Consider the following 24,256-nt stretch of genomic DNA (forward strand, 5'->3'; position numbering starts at 1 on the left):
CCTTCCATCCACAATTGTAAAAAACACCTGACAGTTATTGTAAAAATCACCTGGCAGTTATTGTAAAAATCACCTGGCAGTTATCACACAAATTCCATAATTACTCTGCCTTAACCTTTATTGCCCCGGAGTCAAATACTCTGCCACGCTCTTCCAAAACCTCTTCCAGCCCCAGTGACTTAAGATGCTCATACTCATCCTTCTGAAGGTTATCAAAATCTACCGACGGACAGCATATCAGGTTATACGCATATTCAACAAGTGCTGTATCAAGCTCAACCGAATATTTCACCTCGGTATCAAGAACCATGCTGGTACTGGGAAAAGTGAACTGATCTTCAACACACAGGTCATATAAATGATTAAACCACTCCTGGCTCTCCCAGGGACAGTTCTCTACCCAGGTTGAGACCTGACCATCTTTCCTGTCCACAAATGAAAAGTGGCCGTTTACGATGCAATAATCATCCGGATTCCCGGAATATCCCATAGCATAGAGCTCATCCTTCGCCATTGCCATTGGTGCTCCTGCCTTGGTATTTTTATGATCCGGAGTGTAATTCACCATTTCGGCGATTTCTGGATCTGCAAGCCAGTTCAGATACTTTATTGCCGCATCTGTCTTATTCTTGCTGATAGCAGGAACCATCACATACATTCCGTAATCAGGCTCTGCCACGTTTCGATATCCTCCATCCTGAAGGTCAAAGCACAGCACCGGATCTACCCTGACGGAGGAGTCCTTTGCCTTAAGCTCAGAAATATATGTAAATGGCGACATAGCGTCATCAACAAAAAATCCTGCCTTTCCTTCAGTGACATCCTTTACATAAGCAGAGTTGTCCTTATCTGCAGTAAAATCAAGAGAAATAATGCCGTCATTGTAGAGCCTGTTAAGTTCTCTTAAACCATCAACTGCCCCATCCGCAACTACCATATATCGCTCGGAATAGATATATGCATCCCTGTCAGACAGGTTATTTACATAAGATCCCACGAAGCCCTGGTAAAAGCGTTCTGAATTGACATCCCCACCCATTGCCCATGGTATCACTCCATCAACTTCACCGGGATTGTTTTCCTTAACTGCATAGAGATAATCTATCAATTCCTTTTTATTGGTTGGAACAGGTAATCCAAGCATATCGCACCAGTCCCTGCGGATATAAGCCATATGTCTTGGGGACTTGAATCCCCTTCTCTTCATGACCGCTACCTGAAGGTCATTGTAGGAGCCCATGTACTGAATGTCGCCTATATACTCTTTAATATTGTCTCCGTATTTTTCGAGAGATTCAGTAAGATCAGCAACCTTACCCTGCTTGGTCATATAACCGAACACTGAGGATGAGTATGTGAAAATTATATCCGGAGCAGTTCCCTCATCCACCATCTTCTTGATAGTCGAATCTGAAGTCGATCTGTCTACACTGATAAAATGAAGATTTATCCCATACTCCTCTTTTACCTTTGCCCGGATCCAGTTGGCAAGCGCATTATCATCAGCCGAATAGCCTTCAGGAAAATTGCCCCTGTCCCATACCATACAGGTAATATAATTCTCATCATCCATAGCATAATCGGATGTGGCATTCTCTTTTTCTTCAAAAATGGAACACCCTGCACAGGAAAAAAGAAGCGTTATAGTTAAAATAGTGCTAATAGTTCTGGAAAAAATGCGCATAGCCTGTCCTCATTAAAACCATTCGTACTACTCTCACAGCAAATCATACATGTCGTTTGGAAGTTGATTCACCCACGCACAGTTCCGCAGGAAAGGTAATATGCCTATGGCTGCTTCTGGACTCTATAATGTCAAACAAAAGCTTTACCGTTTCCCTTGAAATCTGATCAAGTGGCTGCCTTATGGTCGTGAGTCTCGGATTAATGTATCTACCTATTTCCATACCGTCAAAGCCGCAAACGCTTAAATCCTCCGGAACCTTAAGTCCCGCATCTGCTATGGCACGTATCGCACCTATAGCCAGCAAATCCGTCGCGCAGAAAACCGCAGAGAACTCCTTTCCCGAAGACAGCATTCTCTGCATTGTCCTATATCCGTTCTCTACCGAAAAATGCTCCATGTTCTGATCGACGTAGAATATCAATTCCTCATCGACCGCCATACCTCGCTCCAGATAAGCATCCTTGTAGCCCTCAAGCCGCAAATGACCTACCGATCTTCTACCCATAGCCTCAGTCATTATGGCTATGTTCTGATGTCCCAGATTCATGAGATACTGAGTCATATGCCTTGCTTCAAGCCTGTCGTCAACTGAAACAGTCGAGAATTCGCCTCTTCCCTCCTCCTCAAGTGACGAAGCACCTATTGTTGAAAAAACTGCAGGAATCTTAAGCTCTCCCAGTTTAAGTCTGGACTGTTCCGAACCACCTCCCAGGAAAATAATACCCCTCAGTCTTTTCTCCGTCTCCAGCTCCATGGCAACATCGGCCTCCTCTTCGTCAGCCTCAACATGCCTTAGAACCAGAGCATATTTCTGTCTGTCTATCTCCTGTTCTATGATATCGATCATAGGGGAGAAAAATGGATTGGTAACTCCCTTTATAAGTACACCGATGCATTTGGCATCGGTGCGTTTAAGATTACGCGCGCTGTCGTTGGGGACAAAACCTGTCTCCCTTATCACAGCCGTTATTCTTTCACGGGTTGCGGCACTTACGTCAGGGTGACCGTTGATCACCCTCGAAACCGTACTTACGCCTACACCGCACATTTTTGCTATATCAACAATGGTTATTTTAGACATTTGAACATCTTCCGTATGTCTTTGCCATATCAAGCATTCTCTCGGCAAGCTCATCTGTGATTGCGTCACTGCTCATGCGCCATGTCCAGTTCTTACCAAGTGTTGAAGGAGTATTGATTCTGGCTTCTTTTCCAAGTCCCAGATAATCCTGCATGGGAATTACTGCCGTATTTGAAACAGAAGCAAAGGTTGCACGGATAAACTCCCACACAATATCCTTATTGGACTTAATGTTCAGATACTTCTTGGCAAAACGCTTGTCCTCTCTGGGAATAGTGTTAAACCAGCCAAGTGTGGTCTCATTATCATGTGTTCCTGTATAAACAATACTGTTCTGCACATAATTGTGAGGAAGATAATCACTCTCTTCTCTCGCATCAAAAGCAAACTGCAGAATCTTCATTCCTGGGAACTTTGTTCTCTTAACAAGAGCAATAACAGAAGGTGTAAGGTATCCAAGGTCCTCTGCGATGACTCTTATGTCTCCAAGCTCTTTTTTCATAACCTCGAAAAGCTTGTAGCCGGGTCCCTTAACCCAATGTCCGTTCTCAGCTGTGGGATCGCCAAACGGAATTGAATAGTATTCATCAAAACCGCGGAAGTGATCGATACGAACAACATCATAGAGCTCGTAGCAGCTCTTTATACGGTTGATCCACCACTTAAAGCCTGTCTTTTCATGATAATCCCACTTGTAGAGAGGATTGCCCCAAAGCTGTCCTGTTCTTGAAAAAGCATCCGGAGGGCATCCTGCCACAGCAATAGGCATATTCTTTTTATCAAGCTGGAAGAGCTTGGGATTTGCCCATGTGTCAGCTGAATCAAATGCTACATAAATCGGAATATCACCGATAATATCTATACCCTTTTCATTTGCATAAGCCTTGAGTTCAAACCATTGTTTCCTGAAAAGGAACTGTATAAACTCATGGAATCTGATTCTGTCGGCATGCTTAACATTTGCCGCATCAAGAGCCTCTTTTTTCCTAAGTCGTAAATCCTCAGGCCACTCTACCCAGCTAAGTCCGTCATAACGCTTTTTAAGCGCCATATAAAGTGCATAATCCGGAAGCCACTCGGCATTATCCTTTACATATTCATCAAATTCCTTCTTAAAATCCTCATCAGGCTTCTTTGTGCTGTTATCGGATAAACCACTGTTTACATATGCTTTATATAAAACCTCGTAGCGGGTCTTGAAAAGTCTTGCATAATTAATCTCAATTTCATTTGAACCGAAATTGACTTTATCCACTTCCTCCTTATCAAGGAATTTCATTGAAATAAGCTTCTCAAGATCTATAAAATAAGGATTTCCTGCATAGGTAGAAAATGACTGATACGGTGAATCTCCATAGCTTGTAGGTCCAAGCGGAAGAATCTGCCAATAGCTCTGTCCTGACTTAGCAAGAAAATCCACAAAATCATATGCTTCCTTTGAAAAAGCACCGATACCGTACTTTGAAGGAAGGCTGAAAATCGGCATCAGAACGCCGCATGCTCTTTTACTTTTAACTTTTTTTGCCATTTTTTATTATCCTCATCATTCAACAAATTTGTATTATTTGATTATGTGAGTTACGCAATTTTTTATAAAACTCACAGTCCGTTATCTCTTATACCCCAGATAAGATTACGCCACTGCTCCATCTGCTCCGTGGTCATGAAACCATTGGAGGTTCCCATATATCCAATCTTATAGGATGAGAACAAAAGTGCATTCTTAATAGAATTGACAGAGTCCTCTGTCTCCTGATAGTAGTGTAAAAAGCATGAGAATAAAGCATTACCGGCACCGACAGTATTGACAATCTCATTAGTCTTAACTGTCTTGTAATCGGCAATGAACTCTCCCTTTTTATCAAAAAGAATAACACCCTTGGAGCCGCGTCCCATTATGATAATCTCTGTTCCGTAGGTCTTACTGATTCCTCTTATGAAATCATATGGATCTTCTTCTAGCTGATCGTCTGAGAAATAAAGGATGGTTGCTGCATCCAGGAAATCTCTGTTGTACTTTTCCTTTTCCCTGCAGAAATTACGGATATTAACCGCAACCTTCCTGCCATTCTCGGCAGCAGCTATTGCAAAAGGTCTGCAAAAATTCGCATTGGCCAGAACAACCATATCGGCCCAGCTTGCAAGCGGAGCAAACATGGACATGTCGTAGACTTTGTCACGCAGGTCCTTGATATCCTCAAATATCTGTCTTCTGCGTTCCCTGTCATACAATATTACACAGTTTGGTGTTTCCTCCATCTGTTGAACGACGTACTTTGTAGAAAGTTCAATCTTTGTTCCTGGAGGATTGAGATCCTCTACAGATTTATCACGTCCGATAATGGACATGAACTCAACCTCATCTCCCAGCCATCTGAGCGCAAGAGATTCATTGTAAGCATCGCCTCCAAGTCCCGTATAGATAGAGTTCACCTCTGTAGTAAGCGGCGCATATTCTATAGGAACTTTGTTGACCCTTACAATAGTCTCAACCTGCGTAATTCCTGCTACGACGAATTTTCCCATGTGTGCCTCCTTATATGATTAGTAACCATTATTCAGAAAAACAGTTGTTCTGAACAATTACAACATATCGTACGAAATCGCACGAAGCATTTCCATGTACTTCAAAACTTCTTCATAGTAGTCTTCCGGTTGGAAAACGCCCTCCTGAAACATTCGCTCAAGTATCTCTTTGTTTACCATCTCAATCATGTTATCAACAATCTGATAGTTGGCTTCAGGCTTAAACCTTGTGATATCACCCCTGTCAAGAATAGCTCTGATGGATTCATCATAGTGCTCTCTTGTGTCCAATATTGCTGATGCAGCCTCAGGTGTGTCCTCCACTGCAGCATTGTACAAAAACAGCTTAATGTACGGATACTGCTGCATGCACAATGAATACACCCTCTCTACTTCCTCTCGTATTGTGAAAAAATCGGTGATGTCCCTAGATATGCCTGTTGAAATCTCCAAATTGATGACACGAATACTGTAATCATAAACAAACTGATACAATCCAAGCTTTGTCTCAAAATAGTGAAAAATTAGTCCCTTACTGATACCGGCCATCTTCACAATATCGTCCGTACTGGCATGCATATAACCACCGAGAGCAAAAGCTCTAAGTGCTGCATTAATAATACGATCTTGCTTCTCTTTTTTAAGATCAAAAAATTTTTCGTTCATGAAAAAACATTTCTCCTAAAATTGACCGGACTAGTCCATTTCAATATAGCATTTTATATACCTTTTTTCAACGATTTGAAGTCAAATGCTTTTCTTATCTTACGAATTGTTATAAAATATTCTTTACAGAATAAAATTTCTCTGAATTTTCATTATGAAGGGAGACAATATGTCTAAACATTTTGGTAAAGTAGTATTATTTGCAGCCGCTATTGGCGCTGCCGCTGCAGGTGTTTATTATTATCTCACTCAAAAAGATTCCGAACTGGCTGACGATTTCGATGAATTTGAAGATTATGATGAATTCGATGATTTCGAAGATGATGATGCCAACGGACCATGGGGTCGCCGCTATGTAAATCTTAGCAATTCTTCAGACGAGGAAGAGGAAGACAGCAAAGAAGACAGCGAAACTTCTTCTGATGAAACAGATCCCGCTCCTGATAAGACCGAGGAATTCTTCGATGATGATGAGGATGATGACATCAGCGATTTGAAGAAAATGGACGGAGCTATATAAGAATCAACAATTTATAAATACGTCCTCCGCTATATATGTGATTTCGCGCTCGTTAACAATGCTATAATCGCTTGAAATCACATATATAGCGGAGGACTTTTTTTGATATTATCAATCTCTCTATAAAATCACTCTTGAATCATTTACGAATATTATTCGGATGTCGAAGCAGCAGGCACTACTCTTTTCTTTTTTTCAGCAAGCATATCTTTAAGATCGTGTGCCTTATCCTTTATTCTGGGGTTGGCTGTTCTCGATCCGATGATACCCGAGATCATCCTGCTGGCGAGGTCAAAATCATCAATCTCCAAGGCGATTGCTGCCATCAGATAATCGGTTGTAGTCTCATCCATTCCCGCAATCTGACTTTCCGACTGCCTGGCAAGTGTAAAACCATCAAGAGCTTTACGCAGAAGATCCTTTTCCTCAGCCTCATTCGCTTTCTTTTTCTCCGCATAATCAGGTGCTTCGGGATCAAGATGTTCCGTCTCTCCTCTGACCAGCCATGCCATTTTCAGACACAGATACGCTTTTTCGGAATTTTTGGCTTTTTTTACTATAGCTGTCGCAATGGCCAGCTCATAGCGGGCGCGGGCATCTTCATAGCTGTAGGTATTAGTCCCAAAGGTCTGCTTCCTATAATTGGCGCTTATCTTACTTTTTACCTCATCGATCTGAAACTTGGTCAGATTACCAAAGTTCTTTGCCAATATCGAATATCCGCACTCGGGACAGGTTACTACTTCGTATTTAACGGGGTCCATCTCCTCATACACAGGCCGAAGGTCGATATCCTGCCTTTTCATTCTTACTTTTCCCGTTCTTAAAGTCTTAGCAGAAAAATCATAATCACAAATAGGACAGGTGTATTTTTTATCAAAAAGCAATGACGCTTCGTCTATAACAACAGCATTCTTTTTCTGCTGTTGTTCCTCCGCTTTCTTTTTAGGATCCTCATACAGCTCTTCATTTTCTAATGCACTAAGACCAAACTTTTTTAAACCATCCAAAAATCCCATGATAACACCCCTCATTTATGATTTTGTAATGACATAAAGCTATAGATTACTGTTTGGGCAATACAAAAGAACTCTTAAGAGAAACTATGCGGTTGAAAACAGGCGCTCCGTCCTTTGAATCCTTGCTGTCAACACAGAAGAATCCGTTTCTCACAAACTGGAATTTATCGTAAGCCTTTGCTTCCATAAGCTCGGGCTCAAGCTTTGCATTCTTAATTACTGTGATGGAATTAGGATTTAAGTTCAGTGAGCCGTCCTCGTTATAAACACCCTTTTCCTCATCAATAATATTTTCATAGAGGCGAACCTCTGCCTCACCACATTTCTCAGCGGAAACCCAGTGGATTGTTCCCTTTACCTTTCTGCCATCGGGGCTGTCACCTCCTTTGGTTGCGGGATCATATGTGCAGTGGATTTCAGTAACCACTCCATTTTCATCCTTAACACAACCGGTGCAGGTTACGAAGTATGCATTCATCAGTCTGACTTCGTTACCGGGGAAGAGTCTGAAATACTTCTTCGGAGGTTCCTCCATGAAGTCCTCACGCTCGATCCAGAGCTCTCTGCCAAAAGGAATCTCTCTTGAACCAAGCTCCGGTGCCTCCTTGTTATTCTCAATAGGAAGCATCTCTGTCTGTCCCTCCGGATAGTTATCAATGATAAGCTTAACCGGATCAAGAATAGCCATCATTCTCTTAGCCTTAGGCTTAAGATCCTCACGGATACAATACTCGAGCATAGCATAATCAGCTGTGGAATTAGCCTTGCTGATTCCGCAGAGTTCTACGAACTTCTGAATAGACTCGGGTGTGAAACCGCGGCGTCTGAGTGCAGCTATTGAAACAAGTCTCGGATCATCCCATCCGTCAACTATTCCGTCTTCAACAAGCTTCTTGATATATCTCTTACCTGTCACCACATTCTGCAGGTAAAGCTTTGCAAATTCAATCTGGCGCGGAGGATTCTCATATCCGCACTCAATCTTAACCCAGTCATATAAAGGTCTGTGATCCTCGAACTCAAGTGTGCAGATAGAATGTGTAATGCCTTCTTCCGCATCCTCGATAGGATGAGCAAAATCGTACATCGGATAAATGCACCACTTGTCGCCGGTGCGTGCATGTGTCATGTGTGCAACTCTGTAGATGATCGGATCACGCATGTTGATATTAGGTGATGCCATATCAATCTTAGCTCTTAAGGTCATTGCACCATCTTCAACCTTACCGCTCTTCATCTCTTCGAAAAGGCGAAGGTTTTCTTCCACGCTTCTGTCCCTGTTGGGATCATTTTTTCCTGGCTCTGTAAGAGTTCCTCTGTACTCACGCATCTCTTCCGCTGTGAGCTCGGAAACATAAGCCTTACCATTTTTTATAAGCTTAACAGCATTCTCATACATCTTATCAAAGTAATCAGATGCATGGAAAAGTCTGTCCTCATAATCAGCGCCAAGCCACTTCACGTCTTCGATGATAGCATCCATGAATTCTGATTTTTCCTTGGTGGGATTGGTATCATCAAATCTCATGTTGAACTTTCCATTATATTCCTTGGCAAGTCCGTAGTTTAAGAGAATACTCTTTGCGTGTCCTATATGTAAAAAGCCATTCGGCTCCGGAGGGAATCTTGTTACAACGTGATCGTATACTCCCTCTTTCAGGTCTTTATCAATTTCCTGTTCAATAAAATTTCTTGATTCTTCTGACATGTCTTATAATTCCAACTTTCTAATTTGTTATATTCCCCTCAACAGATGCTATTGCACACTTATACAAAATATATTCTATCATCAAATATATTTTTTCTCAAACTCTCCCGCAGTCATGGGGCCGTCGTAATATGTTCCCTGAACAAGCGGTACCTTAAGCTCCTTTAGAATCTTTTCCTGAGCCTCGTTCTCAACTCCTTCCACACACACATTTGCGCCAAGAGCTCCGGAGAGATCCATAAGAGAAAGGATGAGCGATCTTGCATACTCCTCGTTTCCAAGTTCTGAGGATATTGTCTTATCCACCTTGACAGCAGCAAAGGGAAGTGCTCTAAGTCCGCTTATAGAACTGTAGCCGGTTCCGAAATCATCAAGCGAAAGCCTTACTCCCAGCTCACATATTTTTTCCATTGCGCCCTTTGTACGCTCGGTGTTATTCATGGTAAGCGCTTCCGTAACATCAAGTATCAGCTGCTCGGGCTTTATGCCTGCTTCCTCAACGGCAGATTTTAATTTTTCCGAAATATCCGGCTGCATCAGCTGTACCACCGACATGTTTACATGTACGTTAAGCTTTCTCTTTAATTTCTTACTCCAGATTCCGCAGCACTTTGCAGCCTCGCGGAAGACATGCTCACCGATAGGATTTATAAGTCCCAGGTACTCTGCAAGCGAAATGAACTCCGAAGGGCTCACCTTTCCCAAAATCTTACTGTTCCATCTTACAAAAGCTTCAAATGCAACCAGCTTTGGTGTCTTCCCCTTAATATCAAGCATGGGCTGATACTTTACGGTAAATTCCCTGCAACCATCCTCTACCGCCTTGTACATGGCTTTTTCCATATCAAGTCGTCTTATGGTCGACGCATCTATATTCTCCGAATACTGTGAAATCCTGTTCTTACCGGACTTCTTGGCTTCATACATTGCAATGTCGGATTTTCTGATCAGTTCCTCGACTGTATCTCCCGCAGTAGGAAACTCGACGGTACCCATACTCATTGTGCAGTAATAATCGCCATCCTTTAAGTACCAGGGCGTAGCAAAGGCACGCCTTATTTCCTCAAGAATGTTATCAAGCTTGTGATAATTCTCCGGTGGAACAATTATTACAAACTCATCTCCGCCCATTCTGTAGCACGAATTCTGAACACCATCAATATTCTTGATTGCTGCAGATATATCCTGCAGGAGAATATCACCGTACTGATGTCCGAGGCCGTCATTTATTTTCTTGAAATCATCAAGATCAAGATACATGAGCATGCCTTTGGAATTATTTTTTTTCGCTTTTTCCACATAGCTGACCAGGTCTCTCTCACAGCAAAGTCTGTTATAGAGTCCTGTCAAAAAGTCAGTATATGCCTGCTGCTCTATACGCTTTTGGTATATCTTCTTTTCAGTAATCTCATAAATAGCACAGAGTGAAACAAGCCTTCCGTCCACCCACTTTATGCGGGTATAGTAAAGGTCGAACCAGCGGTCCTTTTCTTCATAATAAATCTCGTAGTTTCCGCTATGTGAGCGCGGAGGTATATTTTCCTCAAAAAGTTCCTTTAATGTATTTTTCTGAAGTTCCTTTGCAAAATGCTTTTTCAGACTTCTGTTTGCAAAAAGAAGCTCATCTGTTTTCATGCATCGCACATAAATTGAACTTCCCACATTATCAAGAACGGATTCGAGTGACTGGAAAGAGCTTGCGATTGAATTCTTCTGAAGTCTCTTCGTTATGATGCTCTGCAGAATTCTTATGGAGTCGTTGATGAACTTGATGTCATCCACAACCCAGTCCTTGTTCCGTTTATCCTCTCTGGTCTCAGCAAAGCAGGCATAAAAAGGAGTCTGATCAGATAAGGAAATCGGTACGGAAACAACACCCTGTATTCCAAGATCCTCAAGCTGCTCCTTCTCTCCGGAATTCATTGCCGTACTCGGAGAAACAGCTACCATGTGAGTCCTTCCCAGGAACCAGCACCGGTCAAGATCCTTATCTTCCTCGAAGATTCTGTACACTCCGTCAGCTGTCCATTGCACAACAACATCCATAAGATTATCCTCTGAGTGCATGCGACAGATGAAGGAGTTGCTGATATCAAGATATTCGCAGACCTTCATAAGAATCTGCGTCATAATATCCTCAATTTCATCATCACTATCAAGAAGCGACACTATATCCGTCATAAGCTCTGCCCTGTGGAAGGACACCTTGAAGTCCTCGGACCTCTTAAAGTTCTCAGCTGTAGAAGCTGCTGCCTGATTCACGGACTTATAGCCCTTAACAAGAGTCAGTGAAGTCACTCTAAGAAAATCAAGTGAATTATAGAATTTCTTTTCGTTTGTAATATATGAAAAATCTGTGATAGGCGACTCTGTGTACAGGTCAGGCTCGTACTCCGCATCCTTTAATACAGCACAAACAATCCATACAAGCTGTGCATTCCCTTCAAGCTTAGCTGCAACAGCAGCCACTCTCAGGTTGGGGATAGTCGTTCTCTCAACCGCCTGGTCCTCAAGTTCACCCTCAGTTACCCTCTGAAAAATATTTCTGATGTGAATATCATCCACCGCTTTTTTTATAACGGAGACTTCGTGCATGTCTCCGGAAAAATCGGTGATTTTCTCCCCCGTCATATCAAGACAGCATAAATATACTCCTGCCATAGTGGCAAAACTGTCCTGCCATCTTCGGAGTTCCTTTTCCTTGAGCTTTATGTAATTACCGGAAGTTCTTTTGCTGCCTGACTCCAAGAGCTGTAATCTCCTTACGATTTTTTGATATTAATAACTATTATAACACTATTTAAATTATAGATATGAAAAAAGAGGAAGATTTCTCTTCCCCTCATCCGGCGCTTCGCGCCACCTTCCCCCCAAGGGGAAGGCAATATACAATCTACTGCCTCCCTTGGGATGACAATATACAATCTACTGCCTCCCTTGGGATGACAATATACAATCTACTGCCTCCCTTGGGAAGGCAGTATAACCATCCGCACAAATCCTTGCCTTCCCCTTGGGGGGAAGGTGTCAGCGAAGCTGACGGATGAGGAGATCACTCATCTACGCTGTAGTTAGGAGCTTCCTTAGTGATATGAATATCATGAGGATGGCTCTCTCTAAGTGCAGCGCTTGTCATCTTAATAAACTTACCATTTTCATTGAGAAGCGGGATTGTCTCGCATCCACAATAGCCCATTCCTGCTCTGAGTCCGCCGATAAGCTGGAATACTGTGTCTTCAACAGTTCCCTTATAAGCAACACGGCCTTCAACGCCCTCGGGAACAAGCTTCTTAGCACCCTCCTGGAAGTAACGATCCTTGGAACCGTTCTCCATAGCTGAAATTGAACCCATTCCACGATATACCTTATATTTTCTACCCTGGAAAAGCTCAAACTCACCGGGAGCTTCATCACAACCTGCAAACATTGAACCCATCATGACAACGCTTCCGCCTGCTGCGATAGCCTTTGTGATATCTCCTGAGTACTTGATACCACCGTCTGCTATGATCGGGATACCATACTCTCTTGCTACTGAGTAGCAATCCATTATTGCTGATACCTGAGGAACACCGATACCTGCAACTACACGTGTTGTGCAGATTGATCCGGGACCGATACCAACCTTAACAGCATCAGCGCCAGACTCGATGAGAGCCTTTGTAGCAGCTGCTGTAGCAACATTTCCTGCAACAACCTGAAGATCCGGGAACTTTTCCTTGATCATTCTGAGGCACTTAAGAACGTTCTCTGAATGTCCGTGTGCAGAATCAAGAACTACACAGTCAACCTTAGCATCAACAAGTGCACCTACACGGTCAAGTACGTTGGCACTGATTCCTACACCTGCACCGCAGAGAAGTCTTCCCTGGTCATCCTTAGCTGAAAGAGGATATTTAATGGTCTTCTCAATATCTTTAATAGTAATAAGTCCTACAAGATTGTAGTTATCATCTACAAGAGGAAGCTTTTCCTTCTTGGACTTTGCAAGGATCTGCTTAGCCTCTTCAAGTGTGATTCCTGCCTTAGCAGTTACAAGATTTTCACTTGTCATTGCCTCTCTGATCTTCTGATCGAAATTAGTCTCGAACTTAAGATCACGGTTTGTGATGATACCAACCAGCTTTCTGCCCTCTGTGATCGGCACACCTGAAATACGGAACTTTGCCATCAGTGCGTCTGCGTCAGCAAGCGTATGATCTGGTGAAAGAGAAAAAGGATCTGTGATGACGCCGTTTTCAGATCTCTTAACCTTGTCAACCTCATCAGCCTGAGCTTCGATTGACATGTTTTTATGGATGATTCCGATACCCCCCTGACGTGCCATAGCGATAGCCATGCGGTGTTCTGTTACTGTATCCATACCGGCACTCATCATGGGGATGTTGAGCTTAAGCTTCTTTGTAAGATGTGTGCTTACATCTATCATGTTCGGCACAACCTGTGAATATGCCGGAACCAAGAGTACGTCATCAAAAGTAATTCCTTCGCCAATAATCTGTCCCATTTTTTTCTCCTTTTTAGTCCATAAATACTTTACGAGGTGCAATGTTTTTTACAGCTTCAACCATTTCTCTTGTAGGCTCGAAAACAACTTTTTCTCTGCCATCATAATACATAGTATAAGTAACATCCGGCTGCTGTTCTTCTCCGGATGAAAAATCAAGCAATCTGTAGTTGTCTTTATTACGATATTCGTCCAGATGGTAGGACTTAGACGGCGCAAGCACTTCCATGCGCTCTGCTTCGAATGTTGCTACTCTTTTTCTCTTACTTTTGTTAAGAATCTTGTCTACTGTTATCTCGCGTTCACAGTACTGATATTCATATTCTATAGAAGCATTGAGATTTGCAAAATATACCCCCACCCCAAACGCAACAAACAGAATCATGAAAATGATGTTTCCAGAAAGAAATCCCAGAAGGAAAGAACATACTGCCAAAATAATTGTCAGATACTTAAGAAAAACCATAAGTGGCTGAGATTTTCTGGCAACAAGAACTTCGACGTAACTATTGTCATTCATCATTTTTTTGCATTTTTCCTTTCATATTTTTTAAACGTTATGATATATTAACTGTAAACTCTCGTCAAGAATGCTTACACAACTTAATAAAAAAAGTTTTTTGCGAGTGAGAGTTTCCAGTAAATTAAGAGGTGAAGTAAAAATGAATATCAACGAAGAAAAACACAACCAGTGGCAGGCCCTGAAAGGGATGGGGTTCAAAGCTCACTGGGATTATTTTTGGGATTACTACAAAATTCACGTTATCGTCGCTATAATCGCGATAATTGCTATAGTTTCAATGGCAAAAGACATTATCGGCCAGAAGCCCTATGCTCTTTCCTGTACCTTCATAAACACAGCAAGCATGCAGGAATCCGGCACTTTAAAAGCAGATTTCGAAGAGTATGCGAAAATAGATACCTCAAAGTATGTTGTATCAATCGATGCTTCTTCCACCATTGACCTTAACAATCCCGACCAGTACACAATTGCCAATTCAGAGCGAATTTACGCAATGATCGCAGCAAGAGACCTGGACATCATCATGGCAGATGAAGCGATTTTCAATAATTATATAGGAAATGAAATTTTTCAGGACCTGCGTTTATTTTTCACAGAAGATGAACTGGCAGCTCTCGGAGACAAAGTTATCTACGCAGATCCTGCCACCTTTGAAAAGAAGGACGATGCAGAGAGCATGGATGTAGAGACTACAGCTCCCGCGACCAACAACATTATTGAAAATCCCGATGAATCAGAAAAAGCCAATCTTATTCCCGTAGGAATAAAACTCGAAAACAATGCTCACCTTGATGAGCTCGAGTACTACCCAGGCGAACCCGCCTACATTGGCATTGTAACCGCCAGCGAACGCACAGACATGGCCAAGGACTTTATAAACTTTTTGCTCAATTAAGCCCTGATTCACATAACCATTATTATACTTAGTACCAACTCATAAATTCCATTCAGATATATGTACTTTTCCTTGACCCACAAACCCGTTAAGATATCTGACCATCCTAACGTACAAAGATCACATATTGTCTGAACAAACAGGCGCCGGGACATACATTTGGAAATGCGTAGTTCTCGGACGAGCAGGATGATTTTTAAAATAAAAAACAGTGGAAGCACGACTTCTTTGAGCAACGTCGAAAGGAGTGCTTCCACTGCTTTTTTATTTTAGAAAATCACCGCGCAGACCAAACAAGCACTAACAAATGTATGTCCCGGCGCCGTCCTTTTTACAACTGGGTCATTACGAAGATATCGTAAATGGCTTTGATAGCTTTTTCGAAATCACGGTTCTCAACACCGATGATGATGTTAAGCTCTGATGAACCCTGGTCGATCATACGGCAGTTTACGTTCATATGAGCAAGTGCTGAGAAGATTCGTGCTGCAGTTCCGCGCTGTCTCTTCATACCGCGTCCAACGACTGCAATAAGCGCAAGATCTGACTCAATCTCAAGAAGATCGGGTTTTGCAAGTCTGTGAATTTCTGAAACAACTGCCTGCTCCTTGTCAATGAATTCATCCTGTGCAACGAACACTGTCATAGTATCAATTCCTGAAGGAACATGCTCGATTGAAATATTCTGGTCCTCAAAGGCCTGAAGAACCTTTCTTACAAATCCAACCTCTGAGTTCATCATATCCTTAAGGATATTCACACAGCAAAAGCCTTTCTTTCCGGCAACACCTGTGATTGTGTATTTGGATTTCTTTGCTGTTGATTCAACGATCCAGGTTCCGCTGTCCTCAGGTCTGTTGGTATTTCTGATGTTTATCGGAATGCCTTCTTTTCTTACTGGGAAGATCGCATCCTCATGGAGAACAGAAGCGCCCATGTAAGCAAGCTCTCGAAGCTCTGTATAAGTGATTGTCTCAATCGGAGCAGGTCTGTCAATGATTCTGGGATCTGCAACAAGGAAACCGGAAACATCTGTCCAGTTCTCATATACATCTGCATGAATCGCTCTAGCAATGATAGAACCTGTTATATCTGAACCGCCTCTTGAAAAGGTCTTGATCTTTCCATCTTCATAAGCACCGTAGAAACCTGAAATAACAGCGTGCTCAACACCTGCAAGGCGCTTAGCCATTCTGCGGTTTGTAATTTCAGCATCAAAGCTTCCATCCTCATCAAAAAGCACTACCTCTGCAGGATCGATATACTCAAAGCCAAGATAATTGGCCATGATCTTACCATTTAAGAACTCACCTCTTGAAGCAGCGTAGTCGCTTCCCGCCTTAGCCTTAAAGTTCTTTTCAATCTCTACAAACTCTTCCTTCAAAGTAATCTTTAACTTAAGGCCCTTTATTATCTCATTGAATCTTGCCTCGATTGCAGCAAGCTCCTTTGTAAAGTCCTTGCCTTTTTCCGCAAGCTCGTAGCACTGATAAAGCATATCAGTAACCTTGGTATCAAGGTTTGTTCTTTTTCCGGGAGCGGATACTACAACATATCTGCGCTCCTTGTCAGCCTTGATAATATTGGCTACCTTCTCAAACTGCTTCGCATCTGCACAGGAACTACCACCGAATTTTACTACTTTCATTTTTTCACTCCTCTATTTTTCCCCTCATCCGTCAGCTTCGCTGACACCTTCCCCCCAAGGGGAAGGCTTTTGTTTTTTGCCTTCCCCCTCTGGGGAATGCTTTTGTTTTTTGCCTTCCCCCCAAGGGGAATGCTTTTGTTTTTTGCCTTCCCCCCAAGGGGAATGCTTTTGTTTTTTTGCCTTCCCCCTTTGGGGAATGCTTTTGTTTTTTGCCTTCCCCCTTTGGGGCGCTAATCGTCCGGGGGACGATTGTTCAGCGCGGACCGAAGCGAAGACAGGTGGCGCAAAGCACCGGATGAGGGCTTATTATCACAATAATCTCAAATATCCCTTAGCGCCGCTAAGCTTCTCAAATTTCTCTGCAAAATCGCGCTCTGACATCTCAGGTGATACAAATGCAAACTCACCGTTAACCTTACTGCAGACTACTTCCTTTATATCTCCGAAAAGCTCACGTGCACTGCTCTCTCCGGCAGCATCGCATCTTACAAAGAAGTTTCTGACGTCATCATTTATAGAAGCAACTTCAGCGGGAACATTTTTCATATTCCAGTCGATATGCTTGCCCTTGTGACGGACAATATCAATGACATCCGCAACAACAGCTGAAGCTGTAGCCTTTTTTCCTGCTCCCTTACCGTAATACATTACATCACCGAGCATGTTGCCGTGAACATTGATTGCATTAAATACGCCGTTTACATTTGCAAGTGCCTCATCAAAAGGAATAAGGAAAGGAGCAACCATTGCAAAGAACTTTCCATCCTCTCGCTTGCAGCTTCCAAGAAGCTTGATTGCCATATGAAGCTCTCTGGCATACTCGAAATCCTCACCGGTAATCTTGGTAATTCCTTCTGTATAGATATCCTCGTGCTTAACAAACTGACCACTCATTATGGAAGCAAGGATTGCAGTCTTTCTGCACGCATCATGACCTTCAATATCAGCTTCGGGATTTCTCTCAGCGTAGCCCTTATCCTGAGCAACCTTTAATACGCTGTCAAAATCAGCACCTTCCTGATCCATCTTGGTCAGAATATAGTTTGTTGTTCCGTTTAAGATTCCTGTGATAGAATCAAGTCTCTCATGACGGATAGAATCGTTCATAGAGCGAAGCACCGGAATTCCGCCGCCTACACTTGCCTCAAACAGGTAGCTTACGTTGTTCTTTTTAGCAAGCTCAACAAGCTCAGGTCCGTGAGCTGCAACGAGCTCCTTGTTGGAAGTGCACACGCTCTTTCCGCTCTCAAGCGCCTTCTTGGAAAAAGTGAAAGCCGGCTCAATTCCTCCCATAGTTTCACATATTACCTCGACTTCAGGATCGCTCACGATCACTTCAAAATCGTGAATCACTTTATCTTCATGCTTATCTCCGGGGAAATCGCGAAGATCCAGTATGTATTTAATCTCTACCTTGTCACCTGCGCTGTCCTCAACATGTTCTGCGTTTACATCCAGAACTTCTGCGACACCGCTTCCCACTGTGCCGTACCCCAATACTGCAATCTTTGTCATTTTGACTTCCTCCTGTAGATAAATTTTTCCATAAACCAAGCCAGATAAAACCGGCTGAGTATTTACAACTTACACTTCTGCGCTTCTGCCAATAATCTGTACATTATGTACACGTGGCGAAGACTTCAATTTTCCAATCATATCTGCCATATCGCTTGTAGTCGGCAAAACCTGTATTCCTACCGACAGTGCCGCAACCCCGTTATAGGGTATGGCCTGATGCACCGTCAGGATATTTGCTCCGCATCCCGATATTATTTTCAAAACATCAGACAGCACTCCAAGCTCATCATCCATCTGCAAATTGAGTGTCAGGGTTGTGCCCTGTAGACTATCGTGAAATTCATAGATATCATCTTTATATTTGTAAAAAGAACTACGACTGATCCCCAGGCGCTCCGAAGCCTCATTAACCGTTTTGCATTTCCCTGTATCCAAAAGCTTCTTGGCTTCAAGGACCTTTAGCAAAACTTCAGGAACTGCCTGCTTTTTCAGCACGTAGTACGCTGTCTCTTCCTTCATATTCTGTTCCTCATGAAATATTTAAGATGTCCATGGAAAGACATATGCGATATTTGTTCTTGTACCGCGGACATTTGTACGTCCATGAACGATATTATCACAGAACAGATTTTAACGCAAGCACTTTAGCAAATTAAATTGTAAAAGGAGATGCATTACACATCTCCTTCAAATACCGTTGTCGCAGGACCGGTCATATAAACCACATTTTCTTCCCTGTCCCATTTACATTTTATTTCTCCGCCCCTGACATGTACCGTTATGTTGTCAGAGGTATGGTCGTTCAATACACATGCCACTACTGTAGCGCAGCATCCCGTTCCGCAGGCCAGCGTCTCACCTGTACCACGTTCCCAAACACGCATATGAACATTCTCCCTGTCATCGATAGTCACAAATTCCGTATTGATGCCCTTAGGGAAGAACGCATGGCGCTCAAACCTTGGTCCTATCTTTTCAAGGTCAAGTGTGTCAATATCAACACCTCTGTTCAGGAAAACAACAGCGTGCGGATTACCCATGGACACACAGGTAATTGAATACTCTCTGTCCAAAACCTTTATCGGATAGTTTACCACCTGCTTTGCAGCCATTGCTCTCGCATCCGGCAGTGAAACCGGGATCTCTGCAGGCGCAAGTATAGGTGCACCCATATTTACCCGTACGCTCGTAACTATATCGTCTTCAGTCTTAAGATCGAGGATTCTCACTCTTCCTCCGCTTACTATGCGGAGCTTTTTCTTATCAGTAAGTCCCTTATCATAGACGAATTTTGCCACGCATCGAATTCCGTTTCCGCACATCTCGGAATAAGAACCATCCGCATTGTACATCTCCATCTCGAAGTCAGCCAGGTCATCTTCGAATTTATTTATGAAAATTACACCGTCTCCTCCAACACCGAAATGTCTGTCACTAAGGAGCTTTACAAGATCCGGCTTATCTTCTTTTTCAACTTTTTCCTTGCTGCCATCGATATAGATATAATCATTACCACAGCCATGCATTTTAGTGAAGTGCATAAAATCAGGTCTCCAATCATTAGTATATAAATGATTATACCCACTATTATTTTTATATGTCAAAAGAAAATGAAAGCCCCGGACTATACTCGCCCGGAGCCTTCTGCCCAAATGTTTCGCTCGTTCAGAAAAAGGTCTTTTTTAGTCGGATGTTTTCTTTCCTATCACAGAGCCGAAGTTCTCACCTGATGTCAAGGATCCATGACATACAATGTTCCCATCCTTATCATATTCGAAGGTTATAACCGCCACAAAATTATCTTCCACAAGAGTGCATACTCCTGTGCTCTCATCATATCCTTGAAGCTCTTTCTCAGTCCAAAGGACATTTTCTCCGGTCTCCTTTCTGGTTTCACCGGTAGAACTTATTATCTCAATGGTCATCGTATAATGTCCTATAACTTCCTGAAGTGACGGAACCTTTTTGGCATCCTCTGCCTTAGGCGCAGTATTTCCTGAAGTTGTCGGTTCTGTATTTCCTGTAGTTGTGGGTTCAGTTTCAACCTCTGTCATAGGTCCATCATCATTCTGCGAAGTAGGCGTAGCCGAACTTCCCTGATATTTTGCGTCAGCAAGCATTGCAGGGATAAATCTCTTCACTGTCTCCGATGCAAGATACGGCTGCGTGAAACCAAAATAGTAATAATTGCGGTCAATGATAGTCATATAGCAATACAGACACATACTGCTTGGCATACTTGCATCCATAAAGGATGATTCGCACACAATGCCCTGCGTTCCACCAATATTGGCTCTGTCTTTTCTTACCACATACTTTGAATTCCTGTTGTAGTATTCTTCGAAATAGTCGAGAATTTCCTCATCGCTCATATTGTCATAGTCAGAGCCTGTCAGCTTCTCCGCATGAATCAGCATAAAAGCAGGAATATCCGGAGTAAAGTAGTAGAAAAGTGTATCGGCATCCTCATTTTTTATAAGCTTTGTGGAATCCTTAAAGGTCAGATCCCCATATGTATTTTCATTATCTAATGCAGGAACCTCTAACGCATAATCAGGATAAGAGATTCTAAAATCATTATCTGATGTCTCAAGTCTGAAAGCATGCGCATAGATATCACTCTGAATAAAATCTATCTCAGGAAGCCTTAAATCAGGATTAACGCCATTGTATTTTCCAAATACACGGACATCCTTTCCTACAGCCTCCTGCACCAGCGACCAGTAATTACTTGTACCACCGGCGCCGCAGTAAGCTGCCCAGTTACCTTCAGCAGTCTTCACAATAATAGATTTGGAAACATTATCAAAATCAATTGCTTTTCCTTCTATCCAAATAAGACTCTCTTTAAGTGAATCATTGTTTGCTGCATATTTTGCATAATCAGTGGCTCTCTCAAAGTCCTCTGTATACATTGCTTCTGTATTATCAGCTGCAAAAGCTGTAACCGGCAAAAGTGAAACAGTAATCAGTAAAATAAGTATGCTTGCAAAAATCCTTTTTTTCATATGCGCACTCCTTTTTGTGGCAGTGCGGGAAATGCTTCCCCCACAGTACTTCGGGTTCTTTGTGCTGTCATTATATCATCCATAAAGACAAAAAAGATGCGTGTCACAAAAATGTCATCGACATTTTAGGACACGCATATAATATTTAGATTTTATTTATAAATTATTGTTTTTCATTCAAGGCAGGAATCTATAAATTCTTCCCATGCTCCCTGGCAAGCACGTAAATTCTCTCACTCTCCTCAGTGGGCTCCTCATGAGTGTCTGCATCAATTGCAGTAATAAAGGTCATGCCGGACTGTTCGACAAACTGTCTCATTTCATCCAGAGTATACCCCCTTTGGAGATGTGTTTCTATCGATCTCTCAAATAGCTCGTCACCGGAATCATGTATACCCTCTCCGACCTTATTATCAGAACCTCGCACATCCTTCTTCACAAACAAAGTAAGATCATACTCATTTATATTAGTATCAACATCAAAGAAATTTTCCCAGATAAAACTGCAGTCCTCTCTGTTCTCAGCAATAGTTACATTGCCGATTACATCCCTGTACTTATGAAGAGTATTGAAATCAAACAGGAAAAGTCCGCCCGGATACAGGTAGTTATTAACCTTTGTAAAGGTCTTCCTTATCTGCTCATCCTCAATAAGATAATTGATGCTGTCACATACACTCACAATTGTTCCCGCGGTACAGAAAAGATCCATATCACACATATCCTGTTCGAGGTACATGATATCAAGACCTGCCTTCTCCATCTTGCTTCTGGCAATTCCAAGCATATCTCCGGAATTATCAATTCCTATCATGTCATAGCCAAGCTTAGCCATCTCCTCGGTAAAGCTCCCTGTTCCGCAACCAAGCTCAACCACCAGGTTCTTCTCCTGTAACAGAAGCTTTTCCCTATCCTCCTCGCCGCCAGCGGACTCCTCATAGTCCGAATCTGCTTCAGCCGCAATCTCTGAATCTTCTCCAGTTTTCTTATAAGGAACAGAAATCCCATATCCTGAAATGAGCCGCGATATATACGCAGCCCAATCATGATATGGGGTCTCATCCATAAATTCATCATATACTTTTGCAAAATCTGTATAGGCTTCCATAATTGCCTCCTGTATCTACAGATTATTTTAATGCATTCTTGATCAAATAGCCAGACACGTTTGGGGTATCAGCCTGCAACACCCATGATAGCGCTGGCTGTTACAAAGCTTATAATGCCCATAATAGTACCGGCAAGAGCTATGCCTCCGATAACTGCCATAACACTCTTCTTGAAATCCATATCAAGAATAGAAGCTGCAAGTGTACCTGTCCATGCGCCAGTGCCGGGAACAGGAATACCTACAAAGAGAAGCAGTGCCCAATAAAGACCGCCACCTGCCTTTTCCTGGAGCTTCATTCCACCCTTCTCACCCTTAGTAAGGCAGAAGTTAAAGAAACCACCAATAATCGGCTTATCCTTTCCCCATTCAAGAATTCTTCTTGCAAAGAAGAAAATAAAAGGCATCGGGATCATATTGCCAATAGCAATAATTATGTATGCTAATAAAAGATTAAAGCCAGGAGTTGCCGCTTTAATTCCATGAGCTATCGGAATAGCACCTCTAAGCTCAAAAAGCGGAACCATAGACCAAAAGAACACAATCAAATACTTCTTAAACATTTATTAAAGCCTTTCTAAAAAACCCACATTGTCCGTTCATAATAAAATAAACAAACAAATATAAAACACTCCAATGCAAGATTTTACCAAAAGGAACCTAATCCGACAAGTATTATTTAACAAGCCTCTATTTATGCGGTTCTCCATGGTATGCGTAACACAAACACAAATTTCCGGTACCCATATCGTGGGCGGACTTTTGGAATACTATGACAGGTAGTCCTTAAGGAAGGCTATTAGTTTGTCCATCTCCTCGTCCGTGCCGATGGTTATTCTAAGATGGTTGTAAATTCTGTCGGTGCTCCAGTGCCTTACATAAATTCCTTCCTTTTTAAGCGCAAGGAAAAGCTCTTCACCGGATACCTTATAGTGTTTCGCAAAAATGAAATTCGCCTTGGAATCCGGGAAGGAGAATCCAAGTGATTGCAATTCCTTCTTTACCCGCTCCCTGGTTGCAACTATCTTTGCACAGGTAGCCTTGAAATATGCATCATCCTCTATTGCTGCAACGCCCAAATCAAGAGAAGGCCTGTTCATAGTATAGGAATTGAATGAAAATTTTGCATCCTTCATATATCCAATCAGTTTTTTGGATCCAAAGGCATAGCCGATTCTCATACCTGCCATTGCACGTGATTTGGAGAAGGTCTGCACGATCAGAATGTTATCATATTTTTTTATAAGAGGAAGTGCGCTCTCCCCACCAAAATCGATATATGCCTCATCTATAATGACTACAGAATTTCTGTTATGCTTTACGAGCTCTTCCAGTTTGCTCACAGGTTCATAGATTCCAACAGGTGCATTGGGATTAGCGATTATCACTCCTCCGTTTGGATGCTTTTCTTCATAGTAGTCCTCAAAGTTAATCCTGAAATCATCATCAAGCGGAATCTTTTTATATGGAACCTTGTATAATTCAGCCCATACATCATAAAAGGAATAGGTTATATCAGGAAACAAAATGGGCTTATCAGAATTGAAAAAAGTAAGATAAGCCATAGACAGCACATCATCAGAACCCACTCCTACAAAAATCTGATCCTCCGGTACACTATAGTATTTTGAAAGTGCATCCACCAGGACAGAAGCCTCAGGATCGGGATACAATCTCATATCCTCATACTTCATTGACTCTAAAAGCTTTCTCACACCTGGTGCCGGCGGATAAGGGCATTCATTTGTGTTAAGTTTTATTATATTTTTATCCTGGGGCTGTTCTCCCGGAACATAGGGAACAACCCTTCTTACTGCCTTTTCCCAACTCATTTTCAGCCTC

Annotated in this window: 20 protein-coding genes; 2 read left to right on the forward strand and 18 right to left on the reverse strand. The window is 42.3% G+C overall.

Annotated elements, in window-relative coordinates:
- Nucleotides 1-100 precede the first annotated feature (100 nt).
- From G602_RS0122160 to G602_RS29545, 5 genes are all read right to left on the reverse strand, one after another.
- The gene (locus tag G602_RS0122160) at nt 101-1,684 is read right to left on the reverse strand and encodes an extracellular solute-binding protein (RefSeq protein ID WP_026660982.1); all 1,584 of its coding nucleotides are present in this window, start codon (nt 1,682-1,684) and stop codon (nt 101-103) included.
- A 43-nt stretch (nt 1,685-1,727) separates the two neighbouring features.
- Nucleotides 1,728-2,768 carry a LacI family DNA-binding transcriptional regulator gene (locus tag G602_RS0122165; protein ID WP_026660983.1) on the reverse strand — a complete coding sequence of 347 codons (1,041 nt, stop codon included), beginning with the start codon at nt 2,766-2,768 and terminating at the stop codon, nt 1,728-1,730.
- Nucleotides 2,761-4,296: a 4-alpha-glucanotransferase gene (malQ, locus tag G602_RS0122170; RefSeq protein WP_026660984.1), complete on the reverse strand. Its 1,536-nt coding sequence runs from the start codon at nt 4,294-4,296 to the stop codon at nt 2,761-2,763. The genes G602_RS0122165 and malQ overlap by 8 nt, the downstream gene beginning before the upstream one ends.
- Nucleotides 4,297-4,367: 71 nt before the next feature.
- On the reverse strand, nt 4,368-5,294 hold the full coding sequence (locus G602_RS0122175; RefSeq protein WP_026660986.1) for a carbohydrate kinase family protein: 927 nt from the start codon (nt 5,292-5,294) through the stop codon (nt 4,368-4,370).
- A 57-nt stretch (nt 5,295-5,351) separates the two neighbouring features.
- Nucleotides 5,352-5,960 (reverse strand): TetR/AcrR family transcriptional regulator, encoded by a 609-nt coding sequence (locus G602_RS29545; protein WP_049945413.1) that lies wholly within the window; start codon nt 5,958-5,960, stop codon nt 5,352-5,354.
- Between the two features lie 169 nt (nt 5,961-6,129).
- Between G602_RS29545 and G602_RS28060 the strand changes: the two genes are divergently transcribed.
- Complete coding sequence (locus tag G602_RS28060) at nt 6,130-6,480, forward strand: hypothetical protein (RefSeq protein ID WP_049945414.1); 351 nt, start codon at nt 6,130-6,132, stop codon at nt 6,478-6,480.
- A 152-nt stretch (nt 6,481-6,632) separates the two neighbouring features.
- Here the strand turns inward: G602_RS28060 and G602_RS0122190 are convergent, their stop codons facing one another.
- From G602_RS0122190 to G602_RS0122210, 5 genes are all read right to left on the reverse strand, one after another.
- Entirely contained in the window at nt 6,633-7,499 is an 867-nt protein-coding gene (locus G602_RS0122190; protein WP_049945415.1) for a DUF2225 domain-containing protein, read from the reverse strand.
- A 46-nt stretch (nt 7,500-7,545) separates the two neighbouring features.
- Nucleotides 7,546-9,207 (reverse strand): glutamine--tRNA ligase/YqeY domain fusion protein, encoded by a 1,662-nt coding sequence (locus G602_RS0122195; protein WP_026660988.1) that lies wholly within the window; start codon nt 9,205-9,207, stop codon nt 7,546-7,548.
- 81 nt (nt 9,208-9,288) lie between these two features.
- A complete protein-coding gene (locus tag G602_RS28065; protein WP_049945416.1) occupies nt 9,289-11,955 on the reverse strand; it encodes a bifunctional diguanylate cyclase/phosphodiesterase in 2,667 nt (888 codons plus the stop codon).
- 304 nt (nt 11,956-12,259) lie between these two features.
- A complete protein-coding gene (gene guaB / locus G602_RS0122205) occupies nt 12,260-13,714 on the reverse strand; it encodes an IMP dehydrogenase (protein WP_026660989.1) in 1,455 nt (484 codons plus the stop codon).
- Nucleotides 13,715-13,727: 13 nt separating this feature from the next.
- The gene (locus G602_RS0122210) at nt 13,728-14,237 is read right to left on the reverse strand and encodes a DUF6106 family protein (RefSeq protein ID WP_081676124.1); all 510 of its coding nucleotides are present in this window, start codon (nt 14,235-14,237) and stop codon (nt 13,728-13,730) included.
- A gap of 139 nt (nt 14,238-14,376) precedes the next feature.
- Here G602_RS0122210 and G602_RS0122215 point away from each other — a divergent pair, with 139 nt between their 5' ends.
- Entirely contained in the window at nt 14,377-15,132 is a 756-nt protein-coding gene (locus tag G602_RS0122215) for a hypothetical protein (RefSeq protein ID WP_026660991.1), read from the forward strand.
- Between the two features lie 331 nt (nt 15,133-15,463).
- Here the strand turns inward: G602_RS0122215 and G602_RS0122220 are convergent, their stop codons facing one another.
- The 8 genes from G602_RS0122220 to hisC all read right to left on the reverse strand — a co-directional run bounded on the left by G602_RS0122220 (nt 15,464) and on the right by hisC (nt 24,246).
- Complete coding sequence (locus G602_RS0122220) at nt 15,464-16,780, reverse strand: aspartate kinase (RefSeq protein WP_026660992.1); 1,317 nt, start codon at nt 16,778-16,780, stop codon at nt 15,464-15,466.
- A 309-nt stretch (nt 16,781-17,089) separates the two neighbouring features.
- The gene (locus tag G602_RS0122230) at nt 17,090-18,295 is read right to left on the reverse strand and encodes a homoserine dehydrogenase (RefSeq protein ID WP_044933112.1); all 1,206 of its coding nucleotides are present in this window, start codon (nt 18,293-18,295) and stop codon (nt 17,090-17,092) included.
- Nucleotides 18,296-18,364: 69 nt separating this feature from the next.
- Nucleotides 18,365-18,817, reverse strand: a complete 453-nt coding sequence (locus G602_RS0122235) for an ACT domain-containing protein (protein ID WP_026660995.1) — start codon at nt 18,815-18,817, stop codon at nt 18,365-18,367.
- A 155-nt stretch (nt 18,818-18,972) separates the two neighbouring features.
- The gene (gene dapF / locus G602_RS0122240) at nt 18,973-19,839 is read right to left on the reverse strand and encodes a diaminopimelate epimerase (protein ID WP_026660996.1); all 867 of its coding nucleotides are present in this window, start codon (nt 19,837-19,839) and stop codon (nt 18,973-18,975) included.
- Nucleotides 19,840-19,980: 141 nt separating this feature from the next.
- Nucleotides 19,981-21,306: a hypothetical protein gene (locus G602_RS0122245; RefSeq protein ID WP_026660997.1), complete on the reverse strand. Its 1,326-nt coding sequence runs from the start codon at nt 21,304-21,306 to the stop codon at nt 19,981-19,983.
- A gap of 190 nt (nt 21,307-21,496) precedes the next feature.
- Nucleotides 21,497-22,414, reverse strand: coding sequence for a class I SAM-dependent DNA methyltransferase (locus G602_RS0122250; protein ID WP_026660998.1), 918 nt, complete (start codon nt 22,412-22,414; stop codon nt 21,497-21,499).
- 68 nt (nt 22,415-22,482) lie between these two features.
- Nucleotides 22,483-22,977, reverse strand: coding sequence for a COG2426 family protein (locus tag G602_RS0122255; RefSeq protein WP_026660999.1), 495 nt, complete (start codon nt 22,975-22,977; stop codon nt 22,483-22,485).
- Between the two features lie 207 nt (nt 22,978-23,184).
- Nucleotides 23,185-24,246, reverse strand: a complete 1,062-nt coding sequence (hisC, locus tag G602_RS0122260; RefSeq protein WP_026661001.1) for a histidinol-phosphate transaminase — start codon at nt 24,244-24,246, stop codon at nt 23,185-23,187.
- Between the last annotated feature and the right edge of the window lie 10 nt (nt 24,247-24,256).

The organism is Butyrivibrio sp. AC2005, from assembly GCF_000424145.1.
Classification (GTDB): Bacteria; Bacillota; Clostridia; order Lachnospirales; family Lachnospiraceae; genus Butyrivibrio.

Excerpts from the sequence above, each read along its gene's own strand:
- G602_RS0122195 (WP_026660988.1), bottom strand. The coding sequence starts at position 9,207 with ATGTCAGAAGAATCAAGAAATTTTATTGAACAGGAAATTGATAAAGAC.
- G602_RS0122190 (WP_049945415.1), bottom strand. The coding sequence starts at position 7,499 with ATGGGATTTTTGGATGGTTTAAAAAAGTTTGGTCTTAGTGCATTAGAA.
- G602_RS0122160 (WP_026660982.1), bottom strand. The coding sequence starts at position 1,684 with ATGCGCATTTTTTCCAGAACTATTAGCACTATTTTAACTATAACGCTT.
- guaB (WP_026660989.1), bottom strand. The coding sequence starts at position 13,714 with ATGGGACAGATTATTGGCGAAGGAATTACTTTTGATGACGTACTCTTG.
- G602_RS0122255 (WP_026660999.1), bottom strand. The coding sequence starts at position 22,977 with ATGTTTAAGAAGTATTTGATTGTGTTCTTTTGGTCTATGGTTCCGCTT.
- G602_RS28060 (WP_049945414.1), top strand. The coding sequence starts at position 6,130 with ATGTCTAAACATTTTGGTAAAGTAGTATTATTTGCAGCCGCTATTGGC.
- G602_RS0122215 (WP_026660991.1), top strand. The coding sequence starts at position 14,377 with ATGAATATCAACGAAGAAAAACACAACCAGTGGCAGGCCCTGAAAGGG.
- G602_RS0122220 (WP_026660992.1), bottom strand. The coding sequence starts at position 16,780 with ATGAAAGTAGTAAAATTCGGTGGTAGTTCCTGTGCAGATGCGAAGCAG.
- G602_RS29545 (WP_049945413.1), bottom strand. The coding sequence starts at position 5,960 with ATGAACGAAAAATTTTTTGATCTTAAAAAAGAGAAGCAAGATCGTATT.
- G602_RS0122210 (WP_081676124.1), bottom strand. The coding sequence starts at position 14,237 with ATGATGAATGACAATAGTTACGTCGAAGTTCTTGTTGCCAGAAAATCT.
- G602_RS0122175 (WP_026660986.1), bottom strand. The coding sequence starts at position 5,294 with ATGGGAAAATTCGTCGTAGCAGGAATTACGCAGGTTGAGACTATTGTA.
- G602_RS0122165 (WP_026660983.1), bottom strand. The coding sequence starts at position 2,768 with ATGTCTAAAATAACCATTGTTGATATAGCAAAAATGTGCGGTGTAGGC.
- G602_RS0122245 (WP_026660997.1), bottom strand. The coding sequence starts at position 21,306 with ATGAAAAAAAGGATTTTTGCAAGCATACTTATTTTACTGATTACTGTT.
- G602_RS0122250 (WP_026660998.1), bottom strand. The coding sequence starts at position 22,414 with ATGGAAGCCTATACAGATTTTGCAAAAGTATATGATGAATTTATGGAT.
- G602_RS0122230 (WP_044933112.1), bottom strand. The coding sequence starts at position 18,295 with ATGACAAAGATTGCAGTATTGGGGTACGGCACAGTGGGAAGCGGTGTC.
- malQ (WP_026660984.1), bottom strand. The coding sequence starts at position 4,296 with ATGGCAAAAAAAGTTAAAAGTAAAAGAGCATGCGGCGTTCTGATGCCG.
- dapF (WP_026660996.1), bottom strand. The coding sequence starts at position 19,839 with ATGCACTTCACTAAAATGCATGGCTGTGGTAATGATTATATCTATATC.
- G602_RS0122235 (WP_026660995.1), bottom strand. The coding sequence starts at position 18,817 with ATGAAGGAAGAGACAGCGTACTACGTGCTGAAAAAGCAGGCAGTTCCT.
- hisC (WP_026661001.1), bottom strand. The coding sequence starts at position 24,246 with ATGAGTTGGGAAAAGGCAGTAAGAAGGGTTGTTCCCTATGTTCCGGGA.